The organism is Micromonospora sp. RL09-050-HVF-A (assembly GCF_019374995.1).
Lineage (GTDB): Bacteria > Actinomycetota > Actinomycetes > Mycobacteriales > Micromonosporaceae > Micromonospora > Micromonospora antibiotica.
This window is the reverse complement of the sequence record NZ_JAGKQP010000002.1, coordinates 4,287,285-4,311,334: the sequence shown is the minus strand read 5'-3', so window position 1 is coordinate 4,311,334 and position 24,050 is coordinate 4,287,285. Positions and strand designations below refer to the sequence as shown.

Annotated in this window: 22 protein-coding genes and 2 tRNA genes; 14 read left to right on the top strand and 10 right to left on the bottom strand. The window is 70.9% G+C overall.

The window, feature by feature from the left end; genetic code table 11:
• Window positions 1-144: 144 nt before the first annotated feature.
• Window positions 145-918 carry a CPBP family intramembrane glutamic endopeptidase gene (locus tag J7462_RS18805; protein WP_219465237.1) on the top strand — a complete coding sequence of 258 codons (774 nt, stop codon included), beginning with the start codon at window positions 145-147 and terminating at the stop codon, window positions 916-918.
• Window positions 919-1,043: 125 nt separating this feature from the next.
• On the opposite strand, the gene J7462_RS18800 is transcribed toward J7462_RS18805, so the two are convergent.
• The gene (locus J7462_RS18800) at window positions 1,044-2,060 is read right to left on the bottom strand and encodes a hypothetical protein (RefSeq protein ID WP_219465236.1); all 1,017 of its coding nucleotides are present in this window, start codon (window positions 2,058-2,060) and stop codon (window positions 1,044-1,046) included.
• Window positions 2,061-3,038: 978 nt separating this feature from the next.
• On the opposite strand from J7462_RS18800, the gene J7462_RS18795 reads away from it, so the two are divergent.
• Window positions 3,039-3,129 (top strand) — tRNA-Ser (locus tag J7462_RS18795).
• A 35-nt stretch (window positions 3,130-3,164) separates the two neighbouring features.
• Window positions 3,165-3,237, top strand: a tRNA-Arg gene (locus J7462_RS18790).
• Here the strand turns inward: J7462_RS18790 and J7462_RS18785 are convergent.
• On the bottom strand, window positions 3,203-4,072 hold the full coding sequence (locus J7462_RS18785; protein WP_308290944.1) for a site-specific integrase: 870 nt from the start codon (window positions 4,070-4,072) through the stop codon (window positions 3,203-3,205). The two genes, J7462_RS18790 and J7462_RS18785, sit on opposite strands and share 35 nt — an antisense overlap.
• 290 nt (window positions 4,073-4,362) lie before the next feature.
• On the opposite strand from J7462_RS18785, the gene J7462_RS18780 reads away from it, so the two are divergent.
• Window positions 4,363-7,050, top strand: coding sequence for an AAA family ATPase (locus J7462_RS18780; protein WP_219465235.1), 2,688 nt, complete (start codon window positions 4,363-4,365; stop codon window positions 7,048-7,050).
• A gap of 61 nt (window positions 7,051-7,111) precedes the next feature.
• On the opposite strand, the gene J7462_RS18775 is transcribed toward J7462_RS18780, so the two are convergent.
• The 3 genes from J7462_RS18775 to J7462_RS18765 all read right to left on the bottom strand — a co-directional run bounded on the left by J7462_RS18775 (window position 7,112) and on the right by J7462_RS18765 (window position 9,368).
• Window positions 7,112-7,765, bottom strand: coding sequence for an SRPBCC family protein (locus J7462_RS18775; RefSeq protein WP_219465234.1), 654 nt, complete (start codon window positions 7,763-7,765; stop codon window positions 7,112-7,114).
• Between the two features lie 44 nt (window positions 7,766-7,809).
• Complete coding sequence (locus J7462_RS18770) at window positions 7,810-8,307, bottom strand: SRPBCC family protein (protein WP_219465233.1); 498 nt, start codon at window positions 8,305-8,307, stop codon at window positions 7,810-7,812.
• Window positions 8,308-8,423: 116 nt separating this feature from the next.
• Window positions 8,424-9,368 carry a helix-turn-helix domain-containing protein gene (locus J7462_RS18765; protein WP_255597785.1) on the bottom strand — a complete coding sequence of 315 codons (945 nt, stop codon included), beginning with the start codon at window positions 9,366-9,368 and terminating at the stop codon, window positions 8,424-8,426.
• 101 nt (window positions 9,369-9,469) lie between these two features.
• On the opposite strand from J7462_RS18765, the gene J7462_RS18760 reads away from it, so the two are divergent.
• A complete protein-coding gene (locus J7462_RS18760; protein WP_219465232.1) occupies window positions 9,470-9,937 on the top strand; it encodes a VOC family protein in 468 nt (155 codons plus the stop codon).
• 291 nt (window positions 9,938-10,228) lie between these two features.
• On the opposite strand, the gene J7462_RS18755 is transcribed toward J7462_RS18760, so the two are convergent.
• The 4 genes from J7462_RS18755 to J7462_RS18740 all read right to left on the bottom strand — a co-directional run bounded on the left by J7462_RS18755 (window position 10,229) and on the right by J7462_RS18740 (window position 14,713).
• The gene (locus tag J7462_RS18755; protein ID WP_219465231.1) at window positions 10,229-10,708 is read right to left on the bottom strand and encodes a GNAT family N-acetyltransferase; all 480 of its coding nucleotides are present in this window, start codon (window positions 10,706-10,708) and stop codon (window positions 10,229-10,231) included.
• A 189-nt stretch (window positions 10,709-10,897) separates the two neighbouring features.
• Window positions 10,898-11,038: a hypothetical protein gene (locus J7462_RS18750; RefSeq protein ID WP_208564995.1), complete on the bottom strand. Its 141-nt coding sequence runs from the start codon at window positions 11,036-11,038 to the stop codon at window positions 10,898-10,900.
• Between the two features lie 357 nt (window positions 11,039-11,395).
• Window positions 11,396-13,906 carry an FtsX-like permease family protein gene (locus J7462_RS18745; RefSeq protein WP_219465230.1) on the bottom strand — a complete coding sequence of 837 codons (2,511 nt, stop codon included), beginning with the start codon at window positions 13,904-13,906 and terminating at the stop codon, window positions 11,396-11,398.
• Window positions 13,907-13,909: 3 nt separating this feature from the next.
• A complete protein-coding gene (locus J7462_RS18740) occupies window positions 13,910-14,713 on the bottom strand; it encodes an ABC transporter ATP-binding protein (protein WP_219465228.1) in 804 nt (267 codons plus the stop codon).
• A 506-nt stretch (window positions 14,714-15,219) separates the two neighbouring features.
• On the opposite strand from J7462_RS18740, the gene J7462_RS18735 reads away from it, so the two are divergent.
• The 6 genes from J7462_RS18735 to J7462_RS33365 all read left to right on the top strand — a co-directional run bounded on the left by J7462_RS18735 (window position 15,220) and on the right by J7462_RS33365 (window position 20,758).
• On the top strand, window positions 15,220-16,287 hold the full coding sequence (locus J7462_RS18735) for a serine hydrolase domain-containing protein (RefSeq protein ID WP_308290942.1): 1,068 nt from the start codon (window positions 15,220-15,222) through the stop codon (window positions 16,285-16,287).
• Between the two features lie 99 nt (window positions 16,288-16,386).
• The gene (locus J7462_RS18730; RefSeq protein ID WP_219465227.1) at window positions 16,387-17,079 is read left to right on the top strand and encodes a VanZ family protein; all 693 of its coding nucleotides are present in this window, start codon (window positions 16,387-16,389) and stop codon (window positions 17,077-17,079) included.
• Window positions 17,080-17,129: 50 nt separating this feature from the next.
• Window positions 17,130-17,825 carry a response regulator transcription factor gene (locus tag J7462_RS18725; RefSeq protein WP_219465226.1) on the top strand — a complete coding sequence of 232 codons (696 nt, stop codon included), beginning with the start codon at window positions 17,130-17,132 and terminating at the stop codon, window positions 17,823-17,825.
• Window positions 17,818-18,942 (top strand): HAMP domain-containing sensor histidine kinase, encoded by a 1,125-nt coding sequence (locus J7462_RS18720; RefSeq protein WP_219465225.1) that lies wholly within the window; start codon window positions 17,818-17,820, stop codon window positions 18,940-18,942. Before J7462_RS18725 ends, J7462_RS18720 begins: the two co-directional genes overlap by 8 nt.
• Before the next feature lie 227 nt (window positions 18,943-19,169).
• Entirely contained in the window at window positions 19,170-20,486 is a 1,317-nt protein-coding gene (locus J7462_RS18715; protein ID WP_308290941.1) for a glycoside hydrolase family 5 protein, read from the top strand.
• On the top strand, window positions 20,483-20,758 hold the full coding sequence (locus J7462_RS33365) for a cellulose binding domain-containing protein (RefSeq protein ID WP_308290940.1): 276 nt from the start codon (window positions 20,483-20,485) through the stop codon (window positions 20,756-20,758). Before J7462_RS18715 ends, J7462_RS33365 begins: the two co-directional genes overlap by 4 nt.
• A gap of 51 nt (window positions 20,759-20,809) precedes the next feature.
• Here J7462_RS33365 and J7462_RS18710 read toward each other — a convergent pair whose 3' ends face one another.
• Window positions 20,810-21,133 carry a DnaK-like suppressor protein gene (locus J7462_RS18710; protein ID WP_219465224.1) on the bottom strand — a complete coding sequence of 108 codons (324 nt, stop codon included), beginning with the start codon at window positions 21,131-21,133 and terminating at the stop codon, window positions 20,810-20,812.
• A 242-nt stretch (window positions 21,134-21,375) separates the two neighbouring features.
• On the opposite strand from J7462_RS18710, the gene J7462_RS18705 reads away from it, so the two are divergent.
• From J7462_RS18705 to J7462_RS32345, 3 genes are read left to right on the top strand one after another with little or no spacing between them, the layout of a single operon-like run.
• Complete coding sequence (locus tag J7462_RS18705; protein ID WP_208564992.1) at window positions 21,376-22,182, top strand: SAM-dependent methyltransferase; 807 nt, start codon at window positions 21,376-21,378, stop codon at window positions 22,180-22,182.
• On the top strand, window positions 22,179-23,831 hold the full coding sequence (locus J7462_RS18700) for an EAL domain-containing protein (RefSeq protein WP_308290939.1): 1,653 nt from the start codon (window positions 22,179-22,181) through the stop codon (window positions 23,829-23,831). The genes J7462_RS18705 and J7462_RS18700 overlap by 4 nt, the downstream gene beginning before the upstream one ends.
• On the top strand, window positions 23,828-24,022 hold the full coding sequence (locus J7462_RS32345; RefSeq protein WP_308290938.1) for a hypothetical protein: 195 nt from the start codon (window positions 23,828-23,830) through the stop codon (window positions 24,020-24,022). Before J7462_RS18700 ends, J7462_RS32345 begins: the two co-directional genes overlap by 4 nt.
• The last annotated feature ends 28 nt before the right edge of the window (window positions 24,023-24,050 follow it).

The following is a 24,050-nucleotide window of genomic DNA, read 5'->3' as shown; positions in this document are numbered from 1 at the left end:
GGGGGGCGGTCCTCCTCCTGACGGCGGATCGGGCCCCGATAGAATGTCCACGGAGCGTATATAGCGGTCGCACAGACTGTGCGATCGGCTCGTCCGGGGCACCGGCCGGTGCAATCAGGCCACCCCGTCGGGCAGAGTGGTGCGGTGACCGATGAGCAGCCCACCCGCCCCGTGACCCGGCGGGTCCTCGGCACCGAGACCCTGCTGGTACTCGGCCTGTCGCTCGGGCAGTCGGCCGTCTACGCCGTGGTGTCGCTGACCGCGAAGCTGACCGCCGACGGGCCGCTGTCGAAACAGACCGCCTCGCTCAACACCTCGCAGTCCGCCCGGCCCTGGCTCGACCTGACCTACCAGTTGCTCGGCATCGTCTTCGCGCTGCTGCCGGTGCTGCTCGCCGTACACCTGCTGGCACGGGACCCCGGCGACCCGGCGCGGACCCTCGGCGTGGACCTGCGACGGCCCGGGTCCGACCTGGCCCGGGGCGCCGGGCTGGCCGCGCTGATCGGCCTGCCCGGCCTGGCCCTGTTCTGGGTGGCGGCGCAGCTCGGCATCAACGCCACCCTGGTCCCCGCCGGCCTGCCGCCGCTGTGGTGGGCGGTGCCGGTGCTGGTCCTCGCCGCCGTGCAGAACGCCGTGCTGGAGGAGGTGATCGTGGTCGGCTACCTGGTCACCCGGCTACGCCAGCTCCAGTGGCGGATCGGCGCGGTCATCGCGACCAGCGCGCTGCTGCGCGGCTCCTACCACCTCTACCAGGGCTTCGGCGCGTTCGTCGGCAACGCCGTGATGGGCGTCGTGTTCAGCCTGTTCTACCTGCGCACCCGGCGGGTGATGCCGCTGATCGTGGCGCACACCCTGCTGGACGTGGTCGCCTTCGTCGGCTACTCGCTGCTGCCCAAGGACTGGTTCGACTGGCTCTGACCGCCGCCACCCACTGCCCGCGCCGCCCTCCTGTCGCCGCGCCGCTCCGCTGTCGATGTTCCGGCGGTGGTCACTGAAGTGCCGCGGAGGCCGCCGACGGTGAGCGGGTTCGGTGGGGGCCGGCCCTACCGGCCGACCCGGGCCGGCCGGTAGGAGGCCACCGCCCGGGCAGCGAGCCGTTCGGTTGCCGCCGCGTCACCCGCCGCCGTCGCCAGTACCGCCGCCCCCGGCAGCAGCCGGGCCGCCAGCCGGAGCGCAGCCCAGCCCCCGGCCTGCGCGGCCAGCGGAGCCGCCAACCGCCAGGCCGCCTCCGCCGCACGCGGCCATGGCCCGTCACCGGGCCCGTCCGCCGCCCGCGCCGAGTCCAATGCGGCACGGGCGCTGTCCGCGTCCGGGTGCACCTGGGTCAGCACCAGCAACTCCACCGCCCGGTCCGGGTGGAGCGGGTCCCGCCCGTAGGCCGCCGCCACGTGCAGCACCAGCGCGGACTGCGTCCAGAGCACCGCCGTCAGCTCCGCCACCGGCGCGAACAGCCCGGCCACCGCCGCCGTCGCCCCACCCACCCCGGCCCACCTGACGAACCGCCGGGTGGCCAGCCGGGCCAGCCCGTCCGGACCGGCATCCGGGTACGCCTCCCGCAGCCCGCGCGCCCACGTCTGCGCGCGCGGCCCGATCCCCTCGACCGCCGCCAGGGCCAGCAGCTCCGGGGCGAATCCCGGGTGGGCCAGCAGCCGGGCCCGGAGCACCGCCAGCTCGACCCGCTCCGATGGCACGCCGTCCGGGTCCGCTGCCGCCTCGGCAGGTGCGTCGGTGGCGTCGGGCTGTGGGGGCACGGCTCGTGGGCCGTGCTCCGCCAGGTCGGCGGTGGCCGGCCCGGGGGCGGTCGGCGCGGTGCCGAGTTCCGATCCGGCGGGCGGACGCTGCCCGCCCGCCAGGTCGGGCCCTGCTACCGGGTGCTGCCCGATGGTCGGGTCGGGTTCCCCGGTGGGGTTGGTGGTCGCCGCCGGGGCGGGTTCCGGCGGTGCCGGTTTCTTCGGTGAGGTCGCCCGCTTGCGGGGCGCAGCCCGGCGGGTGGTCGGGCCGGCTTCCTCCGCCGGGGCCGCCTTCCGGGGGGCCCGCTTCCGTGGCGGCGTGCCCGGCACCACCGGCGTGGTCGTCGTCGGTGTGGCCGCTTGCGAAGCCGTGGACTTCTGTGCCGGTCTGGCCGTTTTCGGTGGCGGAACCGGTGCCTGTGGAGCGGCTGTTTCTGTCGGCGTGCTCGTCTCCGCCGGGACAGCTGACTCCGGCGTCTCCGCCGAGACACGCGTCTCCGGCGTCTCCGGCGAGACAGCGGTCTCCGGCGGTGGATCGGGGGTGCCGGGGACTGTGGTGGGCCCCTCGGCCGGGTCGGGCCGTAGTTCTCGCCGGGGTGGGGAGGTGGTGCTGCCGGCGGCCGCCCCCGCCGCCCGGCTGCGGGCGGTGCGTCGCGCGGCAGGCGACCCGGGGATCGCGGCGGGTGCCGGCGCGCTGCCCGCGGCGGGGGCGGCGTCGCGTACCGACCTCTCGTCCCCTCCGCGCTGCGCGGGTGCGGTCGGCGGACCGCCCGCCGTGCTGGTCGGCTCCTCTGCCGGCGGACCGTCGGCCGTGCTGGTCGGCTCGTCTGCCGGCGGACCGTCGGCCGCGCGGCGTGGTCGGGCGGCAGGCGGCGGCGATGGTACGGGCGACCCGTCGGCGGGGGGTTGGAACAGCACGGCCGGTGCCGCCTTCGTGGGGCGACTCCGCTTCGGCCGGGGCGTCGCCTCGTCATCGGAAGGTTGTTGCTGCCGGGGCGGTACGGGCGGCGGCGTGAAGGTCGCCTCCGGCGAGCGGCGACGCGCCCGGTCGCTGGCGGGGCGACGGGGCGGGTCGCTCGGCGGCTGCTCCTGCATGGGACAGGAGCGTAGCCGCGAACGTGACCTGGCACACGCGGGAATACGCGTGCGGGGCGGTGTCGTGGGAGGGCGGCCGCCGCCCCGCAGCCACCTCCGGGCTGACCCTCCGGCACGATCCCCAGCAGGGCTTGCAGTCGGTCGGGATAGTCGCTTTGCCCCGGGTGGGGGCGGACCTGTATCCTCGTCCGCGGTGGTCCGCAGGGTCACCGAGGAGACTTCGCCTAGTCTGGTCTATGGCGCCGCACTGCTAATGCGGTTGGGGTCTTAAAGCCCCTCCCGGGTTCGAATCCCGGAGTCTCCGCGCAAAACCGGTTGTGTAGACTGGTCGAGCACCGGGCGCCCGTAGCTCAATGGATAGAGCATCTGACTACGGATCAGAAGGTTAGGGGTTCGAGTCCCTTCGGGCGCACAAGATCATGAAGGGTCTGACCTGCCGAAACGGCGGTCAGACCCTTCTTGCTTTTCGGCCTGTGTGGATGGTGGGTGTCACGTGGGTGCGATGTGGGTGCCACCCTTGATTTTGAGTTCTTCTCGCGCTTTGCGGTTCTGGCCTGTGGCTTCGCCGCCGTGCCGGGGGCGCTGGGGATCGGAGCGCCTGTTTTCGGTCGGCGGGTGGGTCGATTCTCTCGGGCTTTGTTCTTGATCTTTTTCCGGGTGCGGCGGGCTGCGGCGAGGACGAGGTGGGCGGTGGCGTCGGCACAGTGCCGTTGTACGTCGGGTAGGACGCTGGTGTAGGTGTCGGCGGTGATCACGATGCTGGAGTGGCCGAGCAGATCTTGGAGGGTCTTCAGGTCGGCGCCGGCCTGGTGGGCGAGGGACGCGGCGCCGTGGCGCAGGTCGTGCAGCCGTACCGGGGGCAGTCCGGCGCGTTGGACGAGTTTGCGGAACCGGGTCGTGGCGTAGTTCGGGTTGATCGGCAGGCCGTCGGCGCGGGTGAACACATACGCGGTGTCGGTCCATGCCTTGCCGTTCTCGGCGGCTGCGGTCTTCTGGTCGAGTTGGTGGCGACGGTGTGCGCGCAGGACCTGGACGGTGCGTTTGTCGAGGGCGATTGCTCGGCGGCCGGCGGGGGTCTTGGGGTCGCCTTCGACGATGGTGTAACCGGCGGTGGTGCGGTTGCGTTCGATGGTGAGGACGCCCTGGTCGAGGTTGACGTCGGTCCACCGCAGTCCGCACATCTCGCCGCGGCGCAGGCCGCGCAGGGCCGTGAGCCACCAGAACGCGAACAGCGAGTCGTCGGTCACGTCGCCGAGGAACTCGGCGAGTTGGTCGGCGGTCCAGACCGCCACCGCCGGCCGGTCACCGGTGCGTTCCCACTGTTCGACGCGGGCGTCGGTCCATACCTTCGCGTGGGGTTGCTGGTAGCCGCTGACCTCGATGTGCCGGGCCGGGTTGCCGTCGATCAGCCCCTCGCGGACGGCGAGGTTGAGCGCGGCGCGCAGCGTGGTGCGCAGGTCATGCCGCCCGCGCCGAATATTGATCGGCGTGGCCGGCGTTAAGGTTGCGACGAGGACGACATCGGGATGGGGTGTGAATGCGATTCGTCGCCCGGCAGTCGGAGTTGCGCGAGCTCGGCGCGCTCGCGGCGGCCGCGGCGGGTGGGCGCGGAGGTGCGACGCTTATCGTCGGCGAGGCGGGCATCGGCAAGTCGACTCTTGTCCAGGCCGCGGTCGAGTCGCTCGACGGCTGGCGGGTGCTGCGCGCGAGCGGCGTCGAGTTCGAAAGTGAGCTGCCCTACGCGGCGCTGCACCACCTCTGTGCTCCGGTACTGGAGTACCGCCGCGAGCTCCCGGCGCCTCAGCGGCTCGCACTGGAGACGGTGTTCGGGCTCGGCGCAGGTGCCGCACCGAGTCCCATGCTGGTCGGCCTGGCTGTACTGAGCCTTCTGGGCGCTGCGGCGCAGGACGTTGCGGTGTGTTGCGTGCTCGATGACTCGCAGTGGAGTGATGAAGCGTCGCGGCAGGCGCTGGCGTTCGTCGCGCGCCGTGTCGGTGCCGATCGGGTCGCAATGGTGTTCGTCGCGCGGGAAGTCGCTTCTGTCCCGGAGCTCGATCGTCTTCCTCGGCTCGCCGTTGCCGGACTTGCGGCCAGCGAAGCCCTTGACCTGCTGCGATTGTCAGCGTTATCCAATCTTGACGGCCCGGTACTGGAACGGATTGTCGCCGAGGCGGGTAGCAATCCGCTCGCGCTGGTGGAGTTCGCTCGGGACGCGGATCCGTTGGGTCTGCCGAACGTGGTGACCGGTGGCGTGCAAGGCGCGTTGGAGGCGCAGTTCACCCGTCGGATCCTGCGGTTGCCGGCGCGGACCCGGTTGGTTTCGGTGCTCGCTGCGGCGGAACCCTTGGGCGACATCGTGCTGCTACGCCGCGCCATGACGGTTCTTGGGCTGGACGCTGCCGATCTCACTCCGGTTGTGGAGGAGGGCCTGGTGGTCGCCGGTCCCCGCTTGTACTTCCGGCATCCATTGGCTCGTTCCGCGGTGTACCGGTCGGCCGATGCCCGGACACGCCGGCAGGTACACGCGGCGCTGGCCGAGGCGACCAGTGTCGATACGGATGCGGACCGTCGCACGTGGCACCGAGCCAAAGCGGTCGCCGTTCCTGACGAGTCGATAGCGGCGGAGTTGGAGCGGTCGGCTGTGCGCGCGCACGAACGTGGGGGCTTCGCCGGGGCATCGGCGTTCTTGGAACGCTCCGCTCAGCTGACGCCGGACGCTTCGCGGCGGGCAGGTCGGTTGTTGTCGGCCGCTCGAGCGCGGTTGCAGTCCGGGGCGCCCGAAGCCGCGCGGGAACTGGTGAATCAGGCACGGCGCGGCCGCCCTGGAACGGCTGACAGCGCTGAGCTGCGCCTCCTGGATGCGATGATCGACTACCACGTGTCCCGCAGTATCCCGGCGACGCTTGCACTTGCCGACGCGGCCGAGGGTCTCGATCCCGACCGAGCCCGCGAAACCTACCTGGAGGCGTTCGCCTCCCTGATGTTCAGCATCGATGAGCCTGGCCGGCTGCGCCGTCTCGCCCTACGCATCCAGGAGCGGTTACCGCGACGGCGTCCGCCCCGCGCCGTTGACCTTCTACTTGACGCCCTGCTTGCCCAGAACCTGCTGCCCGTCGACGAGGCGGCACCCGCGATGCGCCGCGCGGTCGAGGCGTTTCAGGATCAGACCCGGGGGTTTGATGCGAATCCGTGGTGGATGGAGCGCGCCTGCGTGCTGAGCGCCGACCTCTGCGACGAGGTCGCGATGGAGCAGCTGACCGACCGTCAGGTCGAACTTGCCCGGGCACAGGGAGCCTATGCGATTCTGCCGCATGCGCTGCGTTTTCAGGCGGCCGCCAGGGTCATGGTCGGCCGGATTGATGATGCGGCCGCCAGCATCATCGAGGCACGCGCGGTCGACGAGGCGGCGGGCACGACCAATCTCCTCGGCTCGGACCTGACACTCGCCGCCTGGCGTGGTGACACTGAACGGTTCCGCGAGGTTCGGGAGGCGTTGCGCGACTGGGCCGGTGTGGAGTTCACCGCTGTCTTCTACGCGACCGGCGTGCTGCGCAACGGGCTCGGCGGCTACGAGGACGCGCTCGACGCGTTGCTGGTCGCGCGAGATCGGCAGCAGCATGGTTCGTACGTCGTCTCCGCGTTCCACAGTGAACTCGTCGAGGCCGCCGTGCGTGCCCGCCGGCCGGAGGAGGGCAAGGTCTCAGCCGCCTGGCTTGAGGATCTCGCGCGCGCCAGCCCCACCTCGTGGGCGGTCGGCGCGCACCTGCTCGCGCGAGCGCTGCTCGAACCGGGCCTGGGCGCTCACGAGCTGTACGTCGGCGCGATCGACCGGTTCGCCCAAACCCGGGTACGTGGGCACTACGCGCGGGCTCGCCTGCTGCATGGGGAGTGGCTACGCAGCGTGGGCCGTCGTGCCGAGGCGCGGGTGGAGCTGCGTGCCGCGCACGAGTTGCTGAAGACGGTCGGCGCGCGGGCCTTCGCCGACCGGGCCGCGCGGGAGCTGGCGGCCATCGGTGAGCATCCGGGGGCGGACGAGACCGACCCGCTCAACGCACTGACGGAGCGGGAGCTGCTTGTCGCTCGCAGGGTCGCGTCCGGGGCGGGCACCAAGGAGGTGGCCGCGCTGCTGTTCGTCAGTCCTCGCACGGTCGATGCCCACCTGCGCAACATCTATCGAAAGCTGGAGATAACGTCGCGACGCCAGCTCCGGGAGCTTCAGCTGTAGCGGATACGGCTGGCCCCGCCACCGGGGGCCGGTGGCGGGGCATCGGGGGTTTTCAGCGTTGTCAGCGGCGGTGCCGGTCGCAGTCTCGTTCAGCCGTGGTCTTCAGGTCTCGTAGCCACACCTCGAGACCTGCCCCGAGAGCGGCGGTGGCGAATTCGACGTCCGCTTCGACCTGGCGACCGCGCCAGGTTTCCTCGGTACGCACGAGAACCCGGCCCCCGACCTCGGTGAAGGTCCAGACGTGGACTCCCTCGTCGATACGCAGTCCTTCGCCGACCGCTGGACCGCTCCACCGCACGCACTTCTGCCGCTGAAGCTGGTGGACGGTGGAGGTGACCACGAGAGTGGTGGCGGGGTTGAGGTGTGTCTCCTGCACCGGAGTCGTCCACCGGAACGACGAGCCGGCGCGAAGCGGACCGGAGTCGAGACGCCTGCTGGTCAGGACCGGCGGTTGCCAGGACGGCCACCGCTCGACATCGGTCTGCAGCTTCCAGACCGTCCGGAGCGATGCGTCGATGACGGCTTCGGTGCGGTAGCGGATCTTGGCGTTCGGGTCGACGCTCTCCCCCGCGCAACGTGGTGCTCCGGAGTTGGCGCCGCTGCTCCGAGTGGAGGCGTGCGCCGACGTGGCCAGGACCCCCAGAATGGTGGTCATGGCGAGCGAGGCCGCCAGCATGCGCTTGATACCCGGCCAAGTTGGAGGGAAGACGGTCAAAGCTGTTCCTCTCACTGGGTTCGTCGCACGATGAAGGGTTGTCGCTATCCGGCGGCGTCCGCTTCGGCGGTGTCCTTGAGCCTTTGCAACCAGGTGACCAGACTCTCGTCCAGAGCTGCCTGGATGGGGCCAGGATCGGCGTCGACTGGCGGGCCCGCGAAGGACTCCTCGGTGGACACGATCAGCCCGCGGTCGCCAGGAGCCAGGTTCCAGACGTGGACGCCCAGGATGCCGTCCGGTCCGTTGGCGTGTCCGGACCAGACCAGGCGCTCGTAGGGCCGTACCTCGGCGATGGTCGAGACGATGTCCAGCCCAGACGCGGACCACCGGAACACCGATCCCGACCCGAGCGGCCCCGGGGTTTCCGCCCGCGCGTACGGAAGCTCCGGCAGCCACGTCGTCCACGCGTCAATGTCGGTGAGAACGCGCCACACGATCTCAGCCGACGCCTGCACCGTGACCCTGTGTCGACTGATCACCGGTGCCGTCTCGTCGATCCTCAAACCTTCGTTTGCCGCGCCGGTGACCTGCCCGTTCTCCATCGCGCTACCTCTCTACGGTGAGCGGCGGCCCGCTGGCCGCCACCGTTTCGCGGGGCTGACCCCGCACAACGGAGACGATCCTGCCAAGGCACACGCCTCGCCCGCATCGGCAAGGATTACCTACTCCTGGTGTGGCCCCTCTCCCCCTGGCGCGGTGGCCAGCTTTCGCCGCAGGCCGCCACAGCGGACGAGTTCGCGGCCGGAGCACGCCCCGGCGTGCCAGGTTGATCGGGGCGAAGAGCCATTTCCTGGACACCGATAGTGGCCAACAGGTCCAGTTTGCTTCGGGCGTCAGTGCCCGGTCGCGCCGTCAGCACCACGACCCGCAGATCGCTGTCCTGTGTCGGAAGAATGTTGGCGTCCAGGGCGATCTCACCAACCTCCGGATGGACAGCAGTCTTGTGCGCGCTTTCGTGAGCCGCGACGGTCGGACTCGCCCACAGTTCGCGGAACCGCGCAGTGCGGCTCAGCCGATCGATCAACGATGCGACATCGGGATCGTCCGGGTATCGGCCGGTGGTGGTCCGCAGGTCCGCGACGAGGGACTGCTCGAACCACACCCGTTCCGCCGTGGTCTGTCGGACCCGGGCGTTCCGCCGTTCGAACTGGGTGATCATGGCGTTCCGGTCCTCAATGCTGGCTCGGCGCGGGTCACCCCAGGTCGCCGCGAACAAGAGGTTCCAGTGCAGCAACTGCCAGGCGGCGTCGTACACGGCCAGAGGGCTGGCGCTGAGCTGGTCGGTAACCCGGCGCACACTGATCGGGATCAACCTGGGAATGCGATCCGGGTTGGCGGTATGCCCAGCCAGACGCAGCAGGTGGGCCTGCTCCTCGTCGTTCAACTGCAACGCGCGAGCCAACGCCGAACACACCTGAGCCGACGGGGTCTTCGCTCGGCCCTGCTCGAGCTGCGCGACGTACTCGGCCGAGACGCCCGCCAGCATCGCCAGCTCACCGCGGCGCAGTCCGACGACCCGCCGCGGTGCGTGGTGGACCAGCCCGACGGTGGCCGGCTCCAGTCGGTCTCGCCAGGCGCGGAGCGCGGCACCAAGGTGGTTCATCCTCTTGATGATCCCGCATCCGGTTGCCCGTGTCCTGGTACCAGCAGTACGAGGAAGATCTCTGACTCCCTCGGAACGTATCGGTGTAGGAGCATCGATGGATGCTCAAAGTGACGCGAATGAACCACATCGGCGTGCCCGTCAGCGACCTCGACCGGTCGGTGCGGTGGTACGAAGATGTTCTCGGGGTCGCCGCTAACGGCGTGACCATCTCGGCCGACAACGCTGCGCTCGGCGCCGTGGTGGAAGTGGAGAACCCCGCGATGCGAGCGGTGTTCTCGCTCGCCGGAGACAACGTCCTGCTGGAACTGATCCAGTATGACCGGCCGGTGCCGAAGCCGTTCGAGGGCCGCAACTGCGACGTTGGGGTGATGCATCTCTGCTTCGAGGTCGACGACATGGACGCGGCGGTACGCCACCTGAGGGAGCGCGGCGTCCACCTCAACGCTGACCCGGTGATATTGGCCAGCGGTGACGGAATCCACGTTGGCGAGCTCGCCGGCACCAAGATCCTGTACCTGCGTGACCCGGACGGCATCCAGTTGGAGCTCTTCGAACTCCCTCGGTGACCACACGGTGCGCTACTCAGCCACGGGTAGGGCGACCGCCGCAGGCTCGGGAACGCCCCGAACCCGATCCAGGGATAGAGGGTTGGCTACGGCCCTCGCACCGACCCTGATCCGGCCCGGTCGGGCGCACGCACGGGTCTGCTGCACCGATGGTGACATCACGGTGTCGAACTGTTCAGCAGCTTTACGCGGTACGTCAGGACGACGCCTCGACGCTGTTGGTGGGACGTTCTGGTACGCCCCGACGGGTGGTCGTCTCCGGACCCGTTTGGCGTCCTTGCACCTGCAGCCCTACATCTGGTCCCGGCGTAGTTGCAGGGCGGGGTGGCGTGGTGGTGCGAATCCGAGGGTTCGGTAGAGGCGTTCGCCGCCCGGGGTGGCGTTGAGATCGACCACGCTGACCGTGGTGTCGTCGGCGAACCAGCGCAGGAGCGCGTTCAGGCAGTCCCGGGCGTGGCCGCGTCCGCGTGCGTGGGGCACGGTGCTGATGTTGAAGACGTGACCGCGTAGCCCTCCTGGATTGCCGGGTCCCGGCGCGTGCCGGTCGCAGAGGCCGGAGGCGTTGCTGACGATGCCGTGTTCGGGGTCTTCGATCACGAAGGCGGCGAACGTCTGCGGATCGCTCAGCGAACGGGTGAACCAGTCCAGGGCGGCGGCCCGCCACGGTGCCGTGGCGTCGCCGACGGGTGCCCCCATCGCCTCCAGCATGGTGACGCGAAGTCGTACCAGCGCAGCCGCGTCGTCGGGGCCGGCCCTACGTGGTCGTGCCATTGTTCGTCCTGCTCCCTGCTCCCTGCGGCTACGCCGAACCGGCCGGCCCGCCGTGGCTGCGGCGGTCGGCCTCCCGGGCAGGCGGTGGAGCGTAGGACGGGCGCGGCTACGGACGAGGATCTCGTCGTGACCGCGCAGGCCGACCTGGTCTGAAGGGCCCGGTCAGGGCGTACCTGCTTCGAGGGTGGCTCAGCTGCGGTACGCGCGATGCAGGAAGTACAGCCCGGCACCCACACCGCCGAGCAGCAGTGCGGTGCTGCCGACGTGACCCCACCAATGGTCCAGCAGACCGTCGGCCAGCGTGCCGGAGCGCAGCAGTTCCTCCGTCACGACGGCTGCCGCGAGGACGGCAATCGCAGCGGCGATCCACCCCCGGCGGCCCGTGTTCCTGTCGCTCGTCATAGCTGAGGTCGTCTCCCTGTTTTCGTCTCGACGGTATCGGGCCGCAGCCCGGGCTGGCGGTCCCGGCGGTCCCGGCGGTCCCGGCGGTCCTGGCGGTCCCGGCGGTCCTGGCGGTCCGGGTGCTGTCGGCCTTCCCGGCATCTTCGGCAAGGACGATGAGGGTGGCACTGCTGCGGCCATGTGCTCAGGCCCGTCGTCGCCCTGAGGTCGACGGGCGGGCCCGTGTTGCGGGCCCGCCCGTCGCGCGTGTTCGGCCGATCCGCCCAACCGGCCAGCCGTGGCCGGTTACTCCTTGATGCCGATGCCGGCGACCGGAGGGACGCGGAGCAGTCGGGCAACCGGCAGGATCGTGGTGAACAGCGCCAGCAGCGTCGTGCCGCCGATGATGGACACCCATCCCAGCGTCGGCACGTAGGGCACCAGCTGCCCGGTGAGCGTGTGCACGATCGACACCAGGGTTACGGCGGCGATGGCTCCGCCGATGAGCAGCGAGACGCCGAGCAGGCCGGTCTGTTCCGCGTGGACCATCCGCTTGACCTGCTTGCCGGTGACACCGACCAGGCGCAGCAGGGCCAACTCGCGGCCTCGGGCGAGGGCGGCCATGACCATGGTGTTCGCTGCGGCGAGAGCGGCGTAGCCGACCATGATGCCGATCAGGAGCTTGTTGAGCCAGGCGCTCAGCGCGAGGTCGTCGGCGAGCTGACCGCTGATGTCGGCCGTGCTGGTCACCGAGCTGCCGGGGTACTGGCCGATGACCTCGCCCAACGCGGCGGAGATGTCCTTGCCGGGCTCGGTGCGTACCAGGATCCGCTCGTAGCCGGCGACGGCGGTGTGCCCGGCGACGACGTCGTTGACGACGGTGACAGCGCCGAACGCGAAGCCCCGGTCGTAGATCGCCACGACGCGCAGGTCGGCGGGTGTGCCGTCGCCGAGCCGCACCGTGACCTGGTCGCCCACCCGCCAGCCGCTCGACTCGGCCTGCAGGGTCGACGCTGCCATGGCCGACCCGCGCAGGTCCGCCAGGCTTCCGCTGCGGACCTTGAGGTCCATGGTGAGGTCGACGCCCTCCGGGTCGATCGCCTGCGCATCCGCGCTCTCGACGGCTCCGTCCGGGATGATCGAGGTGTTTCGTACGCCGGTGGCCGCGAGCACACCGGGGATGTCGCGGATCTGCGCCAGCATGGTGTCGGGCAGTCCGGTGGCGGAAACCACGGTCTGCTGGGCCAGCACCCCACCATGGTTCTCGGCGACGATCTGCTTGTCCAGGTTGTCCTGGAGGAACCAGACCGAGCCGCCGAAACCGACGGACAGCACCAGTGCGGTCAGCACCGTGACCATGCCCTGGGCGTTGGCGCGCAGGTTCGCCGCGGCGAGGTAGCCGCTGTCGCCCCACACCCGCCGCAGCACCGGGGCGAGCAGCCGGGCGGCGGCCCGGTTGATCCACGGCCCGAGCAGGGCCACCGCGAGGACGAACAGGCACAGCAGACCCATCGCGGGCCCGAGGGCGGCGGTCCCCTTCGCCGCGCCGGTGAGAGCGATCAGGATGAAGCCGCCGGCCAGGGCGGCGAATCCGGAGATCAGGCGGAGTACGCTGTTGCGGCCGGATTCCACGGCGATCTCACCGAGCGCCTCCGTCGGGCGGATCCGCACCGTCCGACGCGCTGCGAGCAACGCCGCACCGGTCGCCACCGTGACCGTTGCCACCGCCACGGCGATCGCCGCCCAGCCGCCACCGCGAACCGGGAAGGTGTCCGGGATGAACGCCCGGTCCACCAACTCCTGGTGCAGCCAGCGGCTGGCGAGCCAACCGACGGGCACACCGATGACGACCGACAACAGGCTGAGCAGTCCCACCTCGGCGAGGATCAGGCGGGCGACCTGGCCGGGGGTGGCGGCGACGGCGCGCAGCAGGGCGAGGTCACGGCGGCGGTGCCGGACCGCGAGCCCGATGGTGCCCGCCACCACGAACATGACCAGCAGCGCGACGTAGCCGCCGAACACGCTGCCCAGCTGGACCAGCATGAGGGAGGCCGCCTGGTCCGCGGACTGTTCCAGCAGCCCCCGCTCGTCGCCGGCGTAGGCCTTGACGCCGGCTTCGGCGGCCAGCCGGCGCACGTCGGCCACCACGGCCGGGGCGGCACCGGGTTCGGCCAGGACGGCCACCGCGTCGACCTGTCCCAGCCGGGGGTGGATGACCACCGCGTGCGCGTCGGTGAAGAACACCGCGGGTGGTGCGTGCGGGTCGGGCCGGGGGCCCGCGTGGCGGACGAAACCGCTGACCCGGTACGTCCGTGCGCTGCCGTTCACCAGGATCGGCACCTCGTCGCCCGGAGCCACCGAAGCGGCCAGCCGTTCGTCCAGCGCGACCTCGGTGTCGCGGGTGGGTCGGGCACCCTTGGTCAGCTGGTACGGGGTGATGGCGGTGCTGCTCCAGCCGTGGCCGGTGGCGGCACCGTTCGGCAGGATCGCCGGCACCGTCCGGTCGGCGACGACGGTGGCCACCCCCGGCAGTTTCCGGATCTGGTCGACCATCGCGGCCGGGACTGTTCCGCCCTCGGGCAGCGCGACGGTGTTCGTTTCCTTTTCGCCGAGCATGGTGGAGGTGAGGGTGATGTCCCGGTTGGCGACGACGACGTCGGCGGCCGCGTAACGCTGTGGGGCGGCGGTGAAGCGCAGGCCGGACTCCACGAGGACGCCCAGCGACATCAGGATCAGCACCCCGGCGGTCATCGCCAGGAGGGTGGCGGTCGCGCTGCCCTTGCGGTGACGCAGCATCTGTCCGGCCAGTTTCAGCACGGGTCAGCCCTCCTGCGTCAGCTGCGGACGACGCCCGAGCGTCGCGAGGTGCTCGGCGATCCGCTCCGCGCCCGGCTGCGGCATGTCCTGCACGATGCGCCCGTCGGCCAGCACCATCACCCGGTCGGCGTAGGACGCCGCCACCGGGTCGTGGGTGACCATGATGACCGTCTGTCCCGCCTCGTCCACCACCGAGCGCAGCAGGGCCAACACCTCACCGGCGGTCTGGGTGTCCAGCGCGCCGGTGGGCTCGTCACAGAAGATGACCTCCGGCCGGGTGGCCAGTGCCCGGGCGATCGCGACGCGTTGCTGCTGCCCGCCGGACAGTTCCGAAGGGCGGTGGGACAGCCGCTCGGTGAGCCCGACCCGGTTGACGATCTGCTGTATCCAGAGGGGGTCCGCCCGCTTTCCGGACAGCCGCAACGGCAGCGTGATGTTCTCCTGCACCGTCAACGCTCCGACGAGGTTGAACGCCTGAAAGACGAACCCGATCTCCGATCGCCGCAGCTTGGTCAGTTTTGTCTCCGACAGCTTCGACAGTTCCGTGTCGCCGACCCACACCAGGCCGCTGGTCGGGCGGTCCAGCCCCGCCGCGGTCTGCAGCAACGTGCTCTTGCCCGAGCCGGACGGGCCCATCACCGCGGTGAACGTCCCGCGCTGGAAGGTCGCGTCGACTCCGGCGAGTGCGGTTACCGCCTGCCGATCCCCGCCATAGACCTTGCGCAGTTGCTGGACCCGCACCGCCGCCACCGGCGTCTCTCTCGTAACTGTCGACCCGAATTCGAGTCGTGCGCTATTAACCGACATCGCCGGACTCCAATTTTCGTTGATTTCTTCCGCAGAGAAACCATATTTTTGGGAATCGCCTCCAGCAATCCAGGTGGCGGGCCGACCGAGGTAGCGCTGGCTGTACCGTCAGGGCCCGGTGCCGTCGTCAGGCGATCGGCACGGACCCGTCCGGGCGTGCTGTCCGTACGCCGGTCGGGTCACCGGCGCTGTGTCGGGGGCGTATCGGAAAACGCATACGCCCCCGCAACGTGCGTGCATCTTGACTACGGCGATGAACCGGAGCGCAGCACTGTCAGCGCATCAATCGTCGACCGGGCAAGGAGCATGATCATGCATTCGGATGCCACACGGGGTGTCGACCGGCGGCGGCTGGTCACCTGGGGTGGGATGGCCGCCGCCGGGCTGGTGGCGGGCTCCCCGCTGGTGGGTGCCGGGCGGGGCACGCCGCCCCGGCCCGCACCGGCCCGTCCGGGCGCGACCCGGCCCGGCCGGACACCCGGCCCGGCGGGGCCTACGACCGGTACGTGGCGCAGCTGGCCGCCGAGGGCAGGTTCTCCGGCGTGGTGCTGCTGTCCCACCGGGGGCGGACGGTGCTGTCGCGCAGCTACGGCATGGCCGACCGGGAGCGGGGGATCCGCAACCACGAGGGCACCGCGTTCAACCTCTCCTCGGGCAGCCAGCCCTTCCTGTCGGTGGCCATCCTGCAGTTGGTGCAGCAGGGCAGGGTGACGTTGTCCGACCCGGTGGGCACCCACCTGACGGGGCTCGCGGGTCAGATCGCCGAGCGGGTCACCATCCACCACCTGCTCACCAGCACCTCCGGGCTGGACGCCCCGATGCCGGACTGGCAACGCGTCTTCCACAGCCGGGAGGAGGTGCACGACCACCACGAGCAGTGGGCCCGGCAGGCGACGCTGGTGGGGGTTCCGGGTGCCGGGTCCAACGGTCACCTGCCCGGCGGCGGTGTCGGCCTGGCCATGGCCGCGCAGATCGTGGAGGCCGTCTCCGGCATGACGTTCTGGGACTACGTGCACGAGCATGTCTTCGGGCGCTGCGGGATGAGCGGCTCGGCGTTCTACACGAGGGAGCAGTGGCTCACCGACGGGCACATCGCGCACCCGTACCTGCAGCAGGCCGACGGCAGCCAGGTGGATGCCGTCCGCAACCTGGACAAGGGCAGCCTGGACCCCAACATCCTGGGCCGCAATCCGGGTCGGGGCTTCATCGGGTACGCCTCGGGTGACGGCTTCGCCACCGCGCCGGACCTGGTCCGGTTCGCCGAGGCGCTGCGCGACGGTACGTTGCTCGACCGTCCCTACGCCGACCTGTTCGCCGGGGCCAAGCTTCCCGGCCCGGTGCCCACGGCGTACGAGGGGTACACGATGCCGGTCAGCATCGTCAACGGCCAGTGGGTGATCGGCCGGGGCGGCGGGGCCGGTGGTGTCGGCGCGAACTGGAGCATCTACCCGGACACCGGCTGGGTCGGCGTCATCCTCGGCAACAGCGACGGCGTACCCATGTTGGACATCTGCCTGCGGGAGGCCGAGGCGGTCACCGGCGGACCGGTCGGCCCACCCGGCGGTGGTGGCTGAGGGCCGGCCGGACGGTGCGCTCCGTCGGGCCTCGGTGTATCGCGGGCGTATGCGGAATCGGATACGCCGTCGCAACGGGCCGGAGGCTTCGATGGGGGCATGGAACACGGTGCACACCCGTCCGGGGCGTTCCGCCCCACCCGCCGGATCGTGCTCGCCAGCCTGCTCTTCCTCGGGCTGGCGGGCGCGGCGTTCGTCGTACGGCGGCCGCTGCTGATGTCCGCTCCGAGGTGTCTGGCCGGGCGGTGGCAGGGTTGCTACGACACGTTCAACGGGGTGGTGTTCATGACCCTGGTGGGGCTGCCGCTGGCGGCCCTGGTGGTGTGGGCGCTGGCGCACTCCCGGCGTGCCGTCGGCGTAGCCCAGGCGTGGCGGACGTCGCTGGCCGAGGTGGGCATGGTCTACGGGACGGTGCCGTTCGTCTGGATGACCCTGATGCCGGGGGCGGCGCCGGGCGTCGGCCCCGGCCGGGTGAGCCTGGTCCCGTTACGGGACCTGGTCACCATGGGCCCGGTCGGTATCGGTGGCAACCTGCTGGTCCTCGCGGCGTTGGGGTTCTTCGCCCCGATGCGGTTCGCGGCGCTCGCCTCGGTGCCACGGATCCTGGCGCTCGGCGTCGGCTGTTCGGTCCTGGTGGAGACCGCCCAGTACGTCCTGTGGCTGGACCGGGTGTCCTCGGTGGACGACGTGCTGGTCAACACCACCGGTGCCGTGCTGGCCGCGCTGGCGTCCCGCCCCTGGTGGCAGGTGCCGTCGGAGCGGCCGGGTCCCACGTCGGTGCCGGTCGGCTGAGGTACGTCCGGGATGTGTCCGTCGAATGTCGCCGACCATAGGCTGCGCGTATGCGGGTACTGATCGTGGAGGACGAGCCCTACCTGGCCGAAGCCGTCCGCGACGGTCTGCGGCTGGAGGCGATCGCCGCCGACGTCGCTCCCGACGGCGACACCGCCCTGGAGTTGCTCGGCGTCAACCACTACGACCTCGCCATCCTCGACCGCGACATCCCCGGCCCCTCCGGCGACGAGGTCGCCCGGCGGGTGGTCGCCTCCGGCAGCGGCATGCCGATCCTCATGCTCACCGCGGCCGACCGGATCGACGACAAGGCATCCGGCTTCCAGCTCGGTGCCGACGACTACCTCACCAAACCGTTCGAACTCCGGGAGCTGGTGCTCCGGCTCCGGGCCCTCGACCGCAGGCGTGGGTACGCCCGGCCCCCGGTCCGCGAGACGGCGGGCCTGCGGGTCGACCCGTTCCGCCGGGAGGTCTTCCGCGACGGACGCCACGTCGCGCTCACCCGCAAGCAGTTCGCCGTGCTGGAGGTCCTCGTCGCCGCCGAGGGTGGGGTGGTCAGCGCCGAGGAACTGCTGGCCCGGGCCTGGGACGAGAACGCCAACCCCTTCACCAACGCCGTGCGCATCACCGTCTCCGCGCTGCGCAAACGGCTGGGCGAACCGTGGATCATCGCCACGGTGCCCGGGGTCGGCTACCGCATCGACACCGCGCCCGGTGCCGGGGGTGGCGGGGCGGACCGTGGATAGGCGGCCCGGTCCGAGCGTCCGCCTCAGGCTGACCCTCAGCTATGCCGGGTTCGTCATGCTGGTCGGTGGCCTGCTGCTGGTCACCGTGTGGGTGTTCCTGCTGCGGTACGTACCCGAGGTGATCGACGACGCCCGACTGCCCGCGCCGGCACCCGACGGTTCCCGTCTCCCCGCCCCCGTGATGTTCGTGCCGAACCGTTCCGACCTGCTCCGTGCCTTCGCCCCGAGAGCAGCCGCCGTGCTGGCCCTGCTGTTGTTCTTCGGCCTGCTGGGCGGGTGGATCCTCGCCGGCCGGATGCTCGCGCCGCTGAACCGCATCACCCACGCCACCCGGATGGCCGCAGGCGGGTCGCTGTCCCACCGGATTCGGCTCGCGGGCCGCGACGACGAGTTCCGGGAGCTCTCGGACACGTTCGACTCGATGCTCGAACAGCTCGAGTCCCACGTCGCCGAGCAGCAGCGGTTCGCCGCGAACGCGTCCCACGAGCTGCGTACGCCGCTTGCGATCTCCCGGGCGCTCCTCGACGTGGCCCGCCGGGAACCCACCGGTGCGGGGGGCGAACTCATCGAACGACTGCACACCGTCAACCAGCGGGCGATCGACCTCACCGAGGCCCTGCTGCTGCTCAGCCGTGGTGACCGTGGCGCCTTCACCCGCGAGCGCGTCGACCTTTCCCTCCTCGCCGAGGAGGCCGCCGAGACGCTGCTTCCTCTCGCCGAACGGCGTCGGATCACCCTGGACGTCCGCGGTGGGGCGGCACTCACCAGCGGCTCCGCCGAACTCCTGCTGCGGATGGTGACGAACCTCGTGCAGAACGCCATCGTGCACAACCTTCCCGCCGGCGGCACCGTGACGGTCCTGACCGAGGCGTGCGGTGCCACGAGCATGGTGCGGATCGAGAACACGGGCCGGCGGCTCCCACCCGCTCTGGTGTCGACCTTCACCGAACCCTTCCGGCGCGGAACGGAACGCGTGCGCACCGACGAACATGCCGGCGTGGGCCTAGGTCTCGCGATCGTGCACGGCATCGTCCGCGCCCACGGCGGGACGCTCGACCTCGTCCCGCCCCCGCACGGAGGTCTCGTCGTCACGGTCCGGTTGCCCGGCACGCCGTGACGCGCCCCTTCCCTGCGGCCCGGGCGGTGCCCGTCGGTCGTCCGCCATGGCCCCTGACGAGCGGCCGTACGGCGACGACCTTGCCTTATTGATGCACATGCATCTATCATTTGGCGGCCCGTCGGCTGCCGGGACAGGCAGTCGAAATATCGTCGAATCGCTTCGACAACCCAGTGTGACTGTGGGCTCGAAGACGGGAGACTCTTGTGAAATCCACCCTCAGGAAGGTGCAGTTCGCCGTGCTCTCCGGCGTCCTGGCGCTGGCCGGCTCCACCGCCGTGCTGACGAGTTCCGCCTCGGCCGACAGCATGGCCCAGGTGAACGCCACCCAACTCGTCGCCGACATGGGGGCGGGCTGGAATCTGGGCAACGCCCTGGAGGCCAACGCCAACGGCATCCCCAGCGAGACGGCCTGGGGTAACCCGGTCGTGACCCAGGCGTTCATCGACCGGGTCAAGGCGGCGGGCTTCAAGACGATCCGCATCCCGGTGTCCTACCTGGGCAACATCGGGTCCGCCCCGAACTACACGATCAACTCCGCCTGGCTCAACCGGATCAAGGAAATCGTCGACTACGCCTACGGCCGCGGCCTGTACGTGCTGATCAACATGCACGGCGACGGCTTCAAGACCGTCAACGGCTCGTGGCTGATCTGCGACTCGTCCAACCAGACGACGATCCGGGACAAGTACCAGAAGGTCTGGCAGCAGATCGCGACCAGGTTCCAGAGCTACAGCGAGCGACTCATCCTCGAATCCATGAACGAGGAGTTCGACGGGCAGTACGGCAATCCCACCCAGCCGTGCTACGCGAACATCAACGCCTACAACCAGATCTTCGTGGACACGGTCCGCCGCACCGGCGGGAACAACACCTCCCGCTGGCTGCTCGTCCCCGGCTGGAACACCAACATCGACTACACCGTGGGCAACTACGGCTTCACGCTGCCGACGGACCAGTACCGGTCGTCGTCCGTGCCCGCCAACGAGCAACGGCTGATGATCTCGGTGCACTACTACGACCCCTGGGACTTCGCCGGTGAGGAGAACGGCACCATCACGCAGTGGGGGCCGAACGCCACCACTCCGTCCCGGAAGTCGACCTGGGGTCAGCAGGACCACATGGACGGGCAGCTGAAGAAGGTGCGCGACACCTTCGTCTCGCGTGGTTACCCGGTCTTCGTCGGCGAGTACGGCTCGGTCGACAAGACGTCGGCCGACCCGACGAACAACAGGTACCGCGCGGACTACGCGCGCACCCTGGTGGCCGCCGCCAGGAAGTACGGCGCGGCCACCGCCTACTGGGACAACGGCTACAACGGGGCGTACGGGTTCGGGCTGTTCAACCGCAGCAACGCCACGGTCACCCAGCAGGGCATCATCGACGCCATCATGAGCGCCGTCGGCGGCACCACCCCCACGACGCCGCCGACCACCACCCCACCCCCACCACCACCCCGCCGCCGCCGACCACCACCCCACCGCCGCCCACCACGACCCCACCGCCGTCGACCGGGCGGTCCTGTGCGGCGTCGTACACGGTGACCGGTCAGTGGCAGGGTGGCTTCCAGGCCGAGGTGCGGGTGACCGCCGGCAGTTCGGCGATCAACGGTTGGACGGTGACCTGGACGTTCGGGAACGGGCAGCAGGTGACGCAGGCGTGGAGCGCGACGTTGACCACCAGCGGCTCGACCGTCACCGCCCGCAACGTCGGCTACAACGGGGCGCTGGGTGCCGGTGGCAGCACGACCTTCGGTTTCCTCGGATCGTCGGGTGCCGTCAACGGCGTACCGGCGTTGTCCTGCGCGGCGAGCTGAGCAGGCCGTGAGCCGACGGGCCGGGCGTCACGGACGCCCGGCCCGTCGGTCCTACGCACACGAGATGTGGCGGGCGGACGGCCGCACGGGGGGTCGTTCCGCACCGATCGGCTGCTGGCAGCGCTCGCAGCTCCCGTAGGTCTCCGCCGCCAGCCTGAGCAGGGCGTCGTCGACCTCGGCGATCCGCGCCCGCGTCGCGGCGAGCAGCGCGATCAGCTGGGCGCGTTCGAAGCCGACGGTGGCACCCTCGGGATCGTGTTCGTCGTCGGCGTTCGAATCCCGCGATGCCGCGAACAGCGCCTCCAGATCCCGCGCCAGCGTCGCCGCCTCGACCTCCGCACCCGCCCGTAACCGCAGCAGCGCCTCCCGGATCATCTGCCCAGGTTGGTGCCGGACGTGGCGGTCGTACGGCTCCCGGTGGGCGGGCGTGCACCGAGGTCTCCGACGCCGGGATCGGCGGGCGGTTGGGCAGCACCACGCCGACGGTCAGGCCCCCGCCGACATCGACACACCCGTCGACCTGCGGACCGGCGTAGGGATCTCGGCGCGGTGCAATGGTGGCAAAGTTCCGATTATAGTGGCGGCGGTTCGTCAATGTGTGGTGCTGGAGGGTGGCGATGGAACGGCCGGAATGGGCACCAGCAGATGTGGATCTCAGCCGGCCGAGCGTGGCCCGAGCCTACGACTACTGGCTCGGCGGCTCGCACAACTTCGAGGTCGACCGGGAGTTCGCCCGCCAGGCACTGGCTGCGGTGCCCGATCTCCGCCTGGTCGCGCGGGCCAACCGCGAGTTCCTGCACCGGGCGGTGCGGTTCATGCTCGACGAGGGGATCCGTCAGTTCCTGGACATCGGGTCCGGTATTCCGACGGTGGGCAACGTGCACGAGATCGCCCAGCAGGTGGACCCGCACTCCCGGGTCGCCTACGTGGACATCGACCCGGTGGCGGTGACGCACAGCACGCACATCCTCGCCGGCCAACCGAACGCGGTCGCCCTGCTCGAGGACCTGCGCCATCCGGAGGCCATCCTGGACCATCCGGAGGTCCGCCGGCTGTTGGATCTGGACCGACCGGTCGGCCTGCTGCTCGTCTCGGTGGTCCACGCGGTCCCCGACCACGACGACCCGTACGGACTGATCAGGCGGCTGTGGACCGCGTTGGCCCCCGGCAGTTGCGTGGCGATCAGCCACGTCACCACCGACAGCCGGCCGGACGAGATGGGCGAGGGCGCCCGGCTCAGCGGCCGGACGAACACCCCGGTCACCGCCCGGACCCGCGCCCAGGTGGAGGACTTCTTCACCGGCCTCGACCTGGTCGAACCCGGCGTGGTGTGGTCCCCGCTGTGGCGTCCCGAGTCGGAGGCCGACGTCGGCGAGCACCCGGAACGGATGAGTTTCTACGTCGGAGTCGGACGCCGCAGGTGAACGACCGGCCCGCCGCCGACGGGGCCGACGGCCGGGGCGTCGGGGAGTTCGTGACGGCGTGGGCCACGGCCCTGCACCGGGCCCACTACGTGCCGATCAGCGCCGAACAACGGCACCGCATCGTCACCGGGCTCGCGGACCGCCTGGTCACCGCGGTCCTCGCCGGACCGGGCGGGCCCGGCGAAGGCCGTCGGATCGGTGCCGACCTGGTGGCGGCCGGCTTCGGGTCGCCGGAGGCGCTCGGTGGGACGATCGCGGTCCTCACCTCGCGGCTCCTCGGCGACCTCGGCGTCGCCGCCGACCCCACCCGGACGGCCCGGCTGAACGACCTGCTGGCGGAACTCGCGACGGGCTTCACGTCGGCCGCGCACGACCACAGCCTGCGGGCCCAGGACACGGTCCGGCTTGCCGCGTTGGCCGCCCGCACCCAGGCCGAGGAGGCGTTACGGGTCAGCGAGGCCAGGTTCCGTCGCTTCGCCACGCACGACCAGTTGACCGGACTACCCAACCTGACACTGCTCACCGAGCAGTTGGGACGGCTGTCCACCGCCGAGGCGCCGACCGACCGGGTCGGGGTCTGCTGCCTCGACGTCGACGACTTCGCGGCGGTCAACGACGTACTCGGGTACCAGGTGGGCGACCTGCTCCTGCGCGAGATCGCCGCCCGGCTCGGCGCGCTCGCCGACGGGCGGGTCGACCTGGTGGCGCGGCTGGACAGCGACCGGTTCGCGATCCTGGTCCGCGACACCACCTGCGCCGGGGACGTCGTCAAGATCGCTGATCGGGCGCTCGCCGTGCTCGCCGCCCCGTTCCGGGTCAGCGGCACCGAGGTGCCGCTGACGGTGAGCGCCGGGGTGGCCGAGGGCACCGTCGCCGACGGCGGCGCCGCGCGCCTGATGCGCGCCGGTGAGATCGCGCTGCACTGGGCCAAGGCGGACGGCAAGGCCACCCTGCGCCTGTTCGACCAGGACCGCAGCAACGCCGACGCCGAGCGTTACCGGCTGTCGGCGGCCATGCCGGCGGCGCTGCGACAGGGCGAGTTCACCGCCGCCTACCAGCCCGTCACCGCGCTACGCTCCGGACGGCTGGCCGGGGTGGAGGCCCTGGCCCGCTGGCGGCATCCCCAGCTCGGGCTGCTGAGCGCCGCCCGCTTCATCGAGCTGGCCGAACGCACCGGCCTCGTGGTGGCGCTCGGCAGCCAACTGCTGGAGCAGGCGTGCCGGCAGGCCAGCAGTTGGCAGCGGATCCAACCCGGCCTGTACGTGAGCGTGAACGTCTCGGTACGCCAACTGCACCGCACCGGCCTCGCCGGGGAGGTGGCGCAGATTCTCGACCGGACGGGTCTGCCGCCGCACCTGCTGCACCTGGAAGTCACCGAGCAGGCGGTGATCGACCTGACCGGCGTGGTGACGCAGACCCTGGCGGCGTTGATGCAACTCGGCGTCCGGATCGTCATCGACGACTTCGGCGTCGGCTATGCGAATCTGGCCAACCTCCGCTCCCTGCCCCTGTACGGCCTCAAACTCGACGCCAGTCTGACCCGGCCGTCGGCGCAGCCGGCCCGCTGGCCGGGGCCCGCCGCCCCGGCACGGATGACGACTTCCTCGGCACCGTCGTGTCGCTCGGGCACAGGCTCGGTCTCGTCGTGACCGCCGAGGGCATCGAAACCGCCCAGCAGGCCCACCGGCTGACCGCGGCCGGTTGCGACAACGGGCAGGGTTGGCACTTCGGTCGTCCGGTGCCACCCGACGAGATCACCGCCGGCATCGTCGCGCTGCAGCACCGCGAAGCTGTGCCACCCGGCCCCGAGCTGCCGGTGATCCCGGTCCAGCGGCGCTGACGCCCCCGCCGGCCGCTGCTGCCGGAGG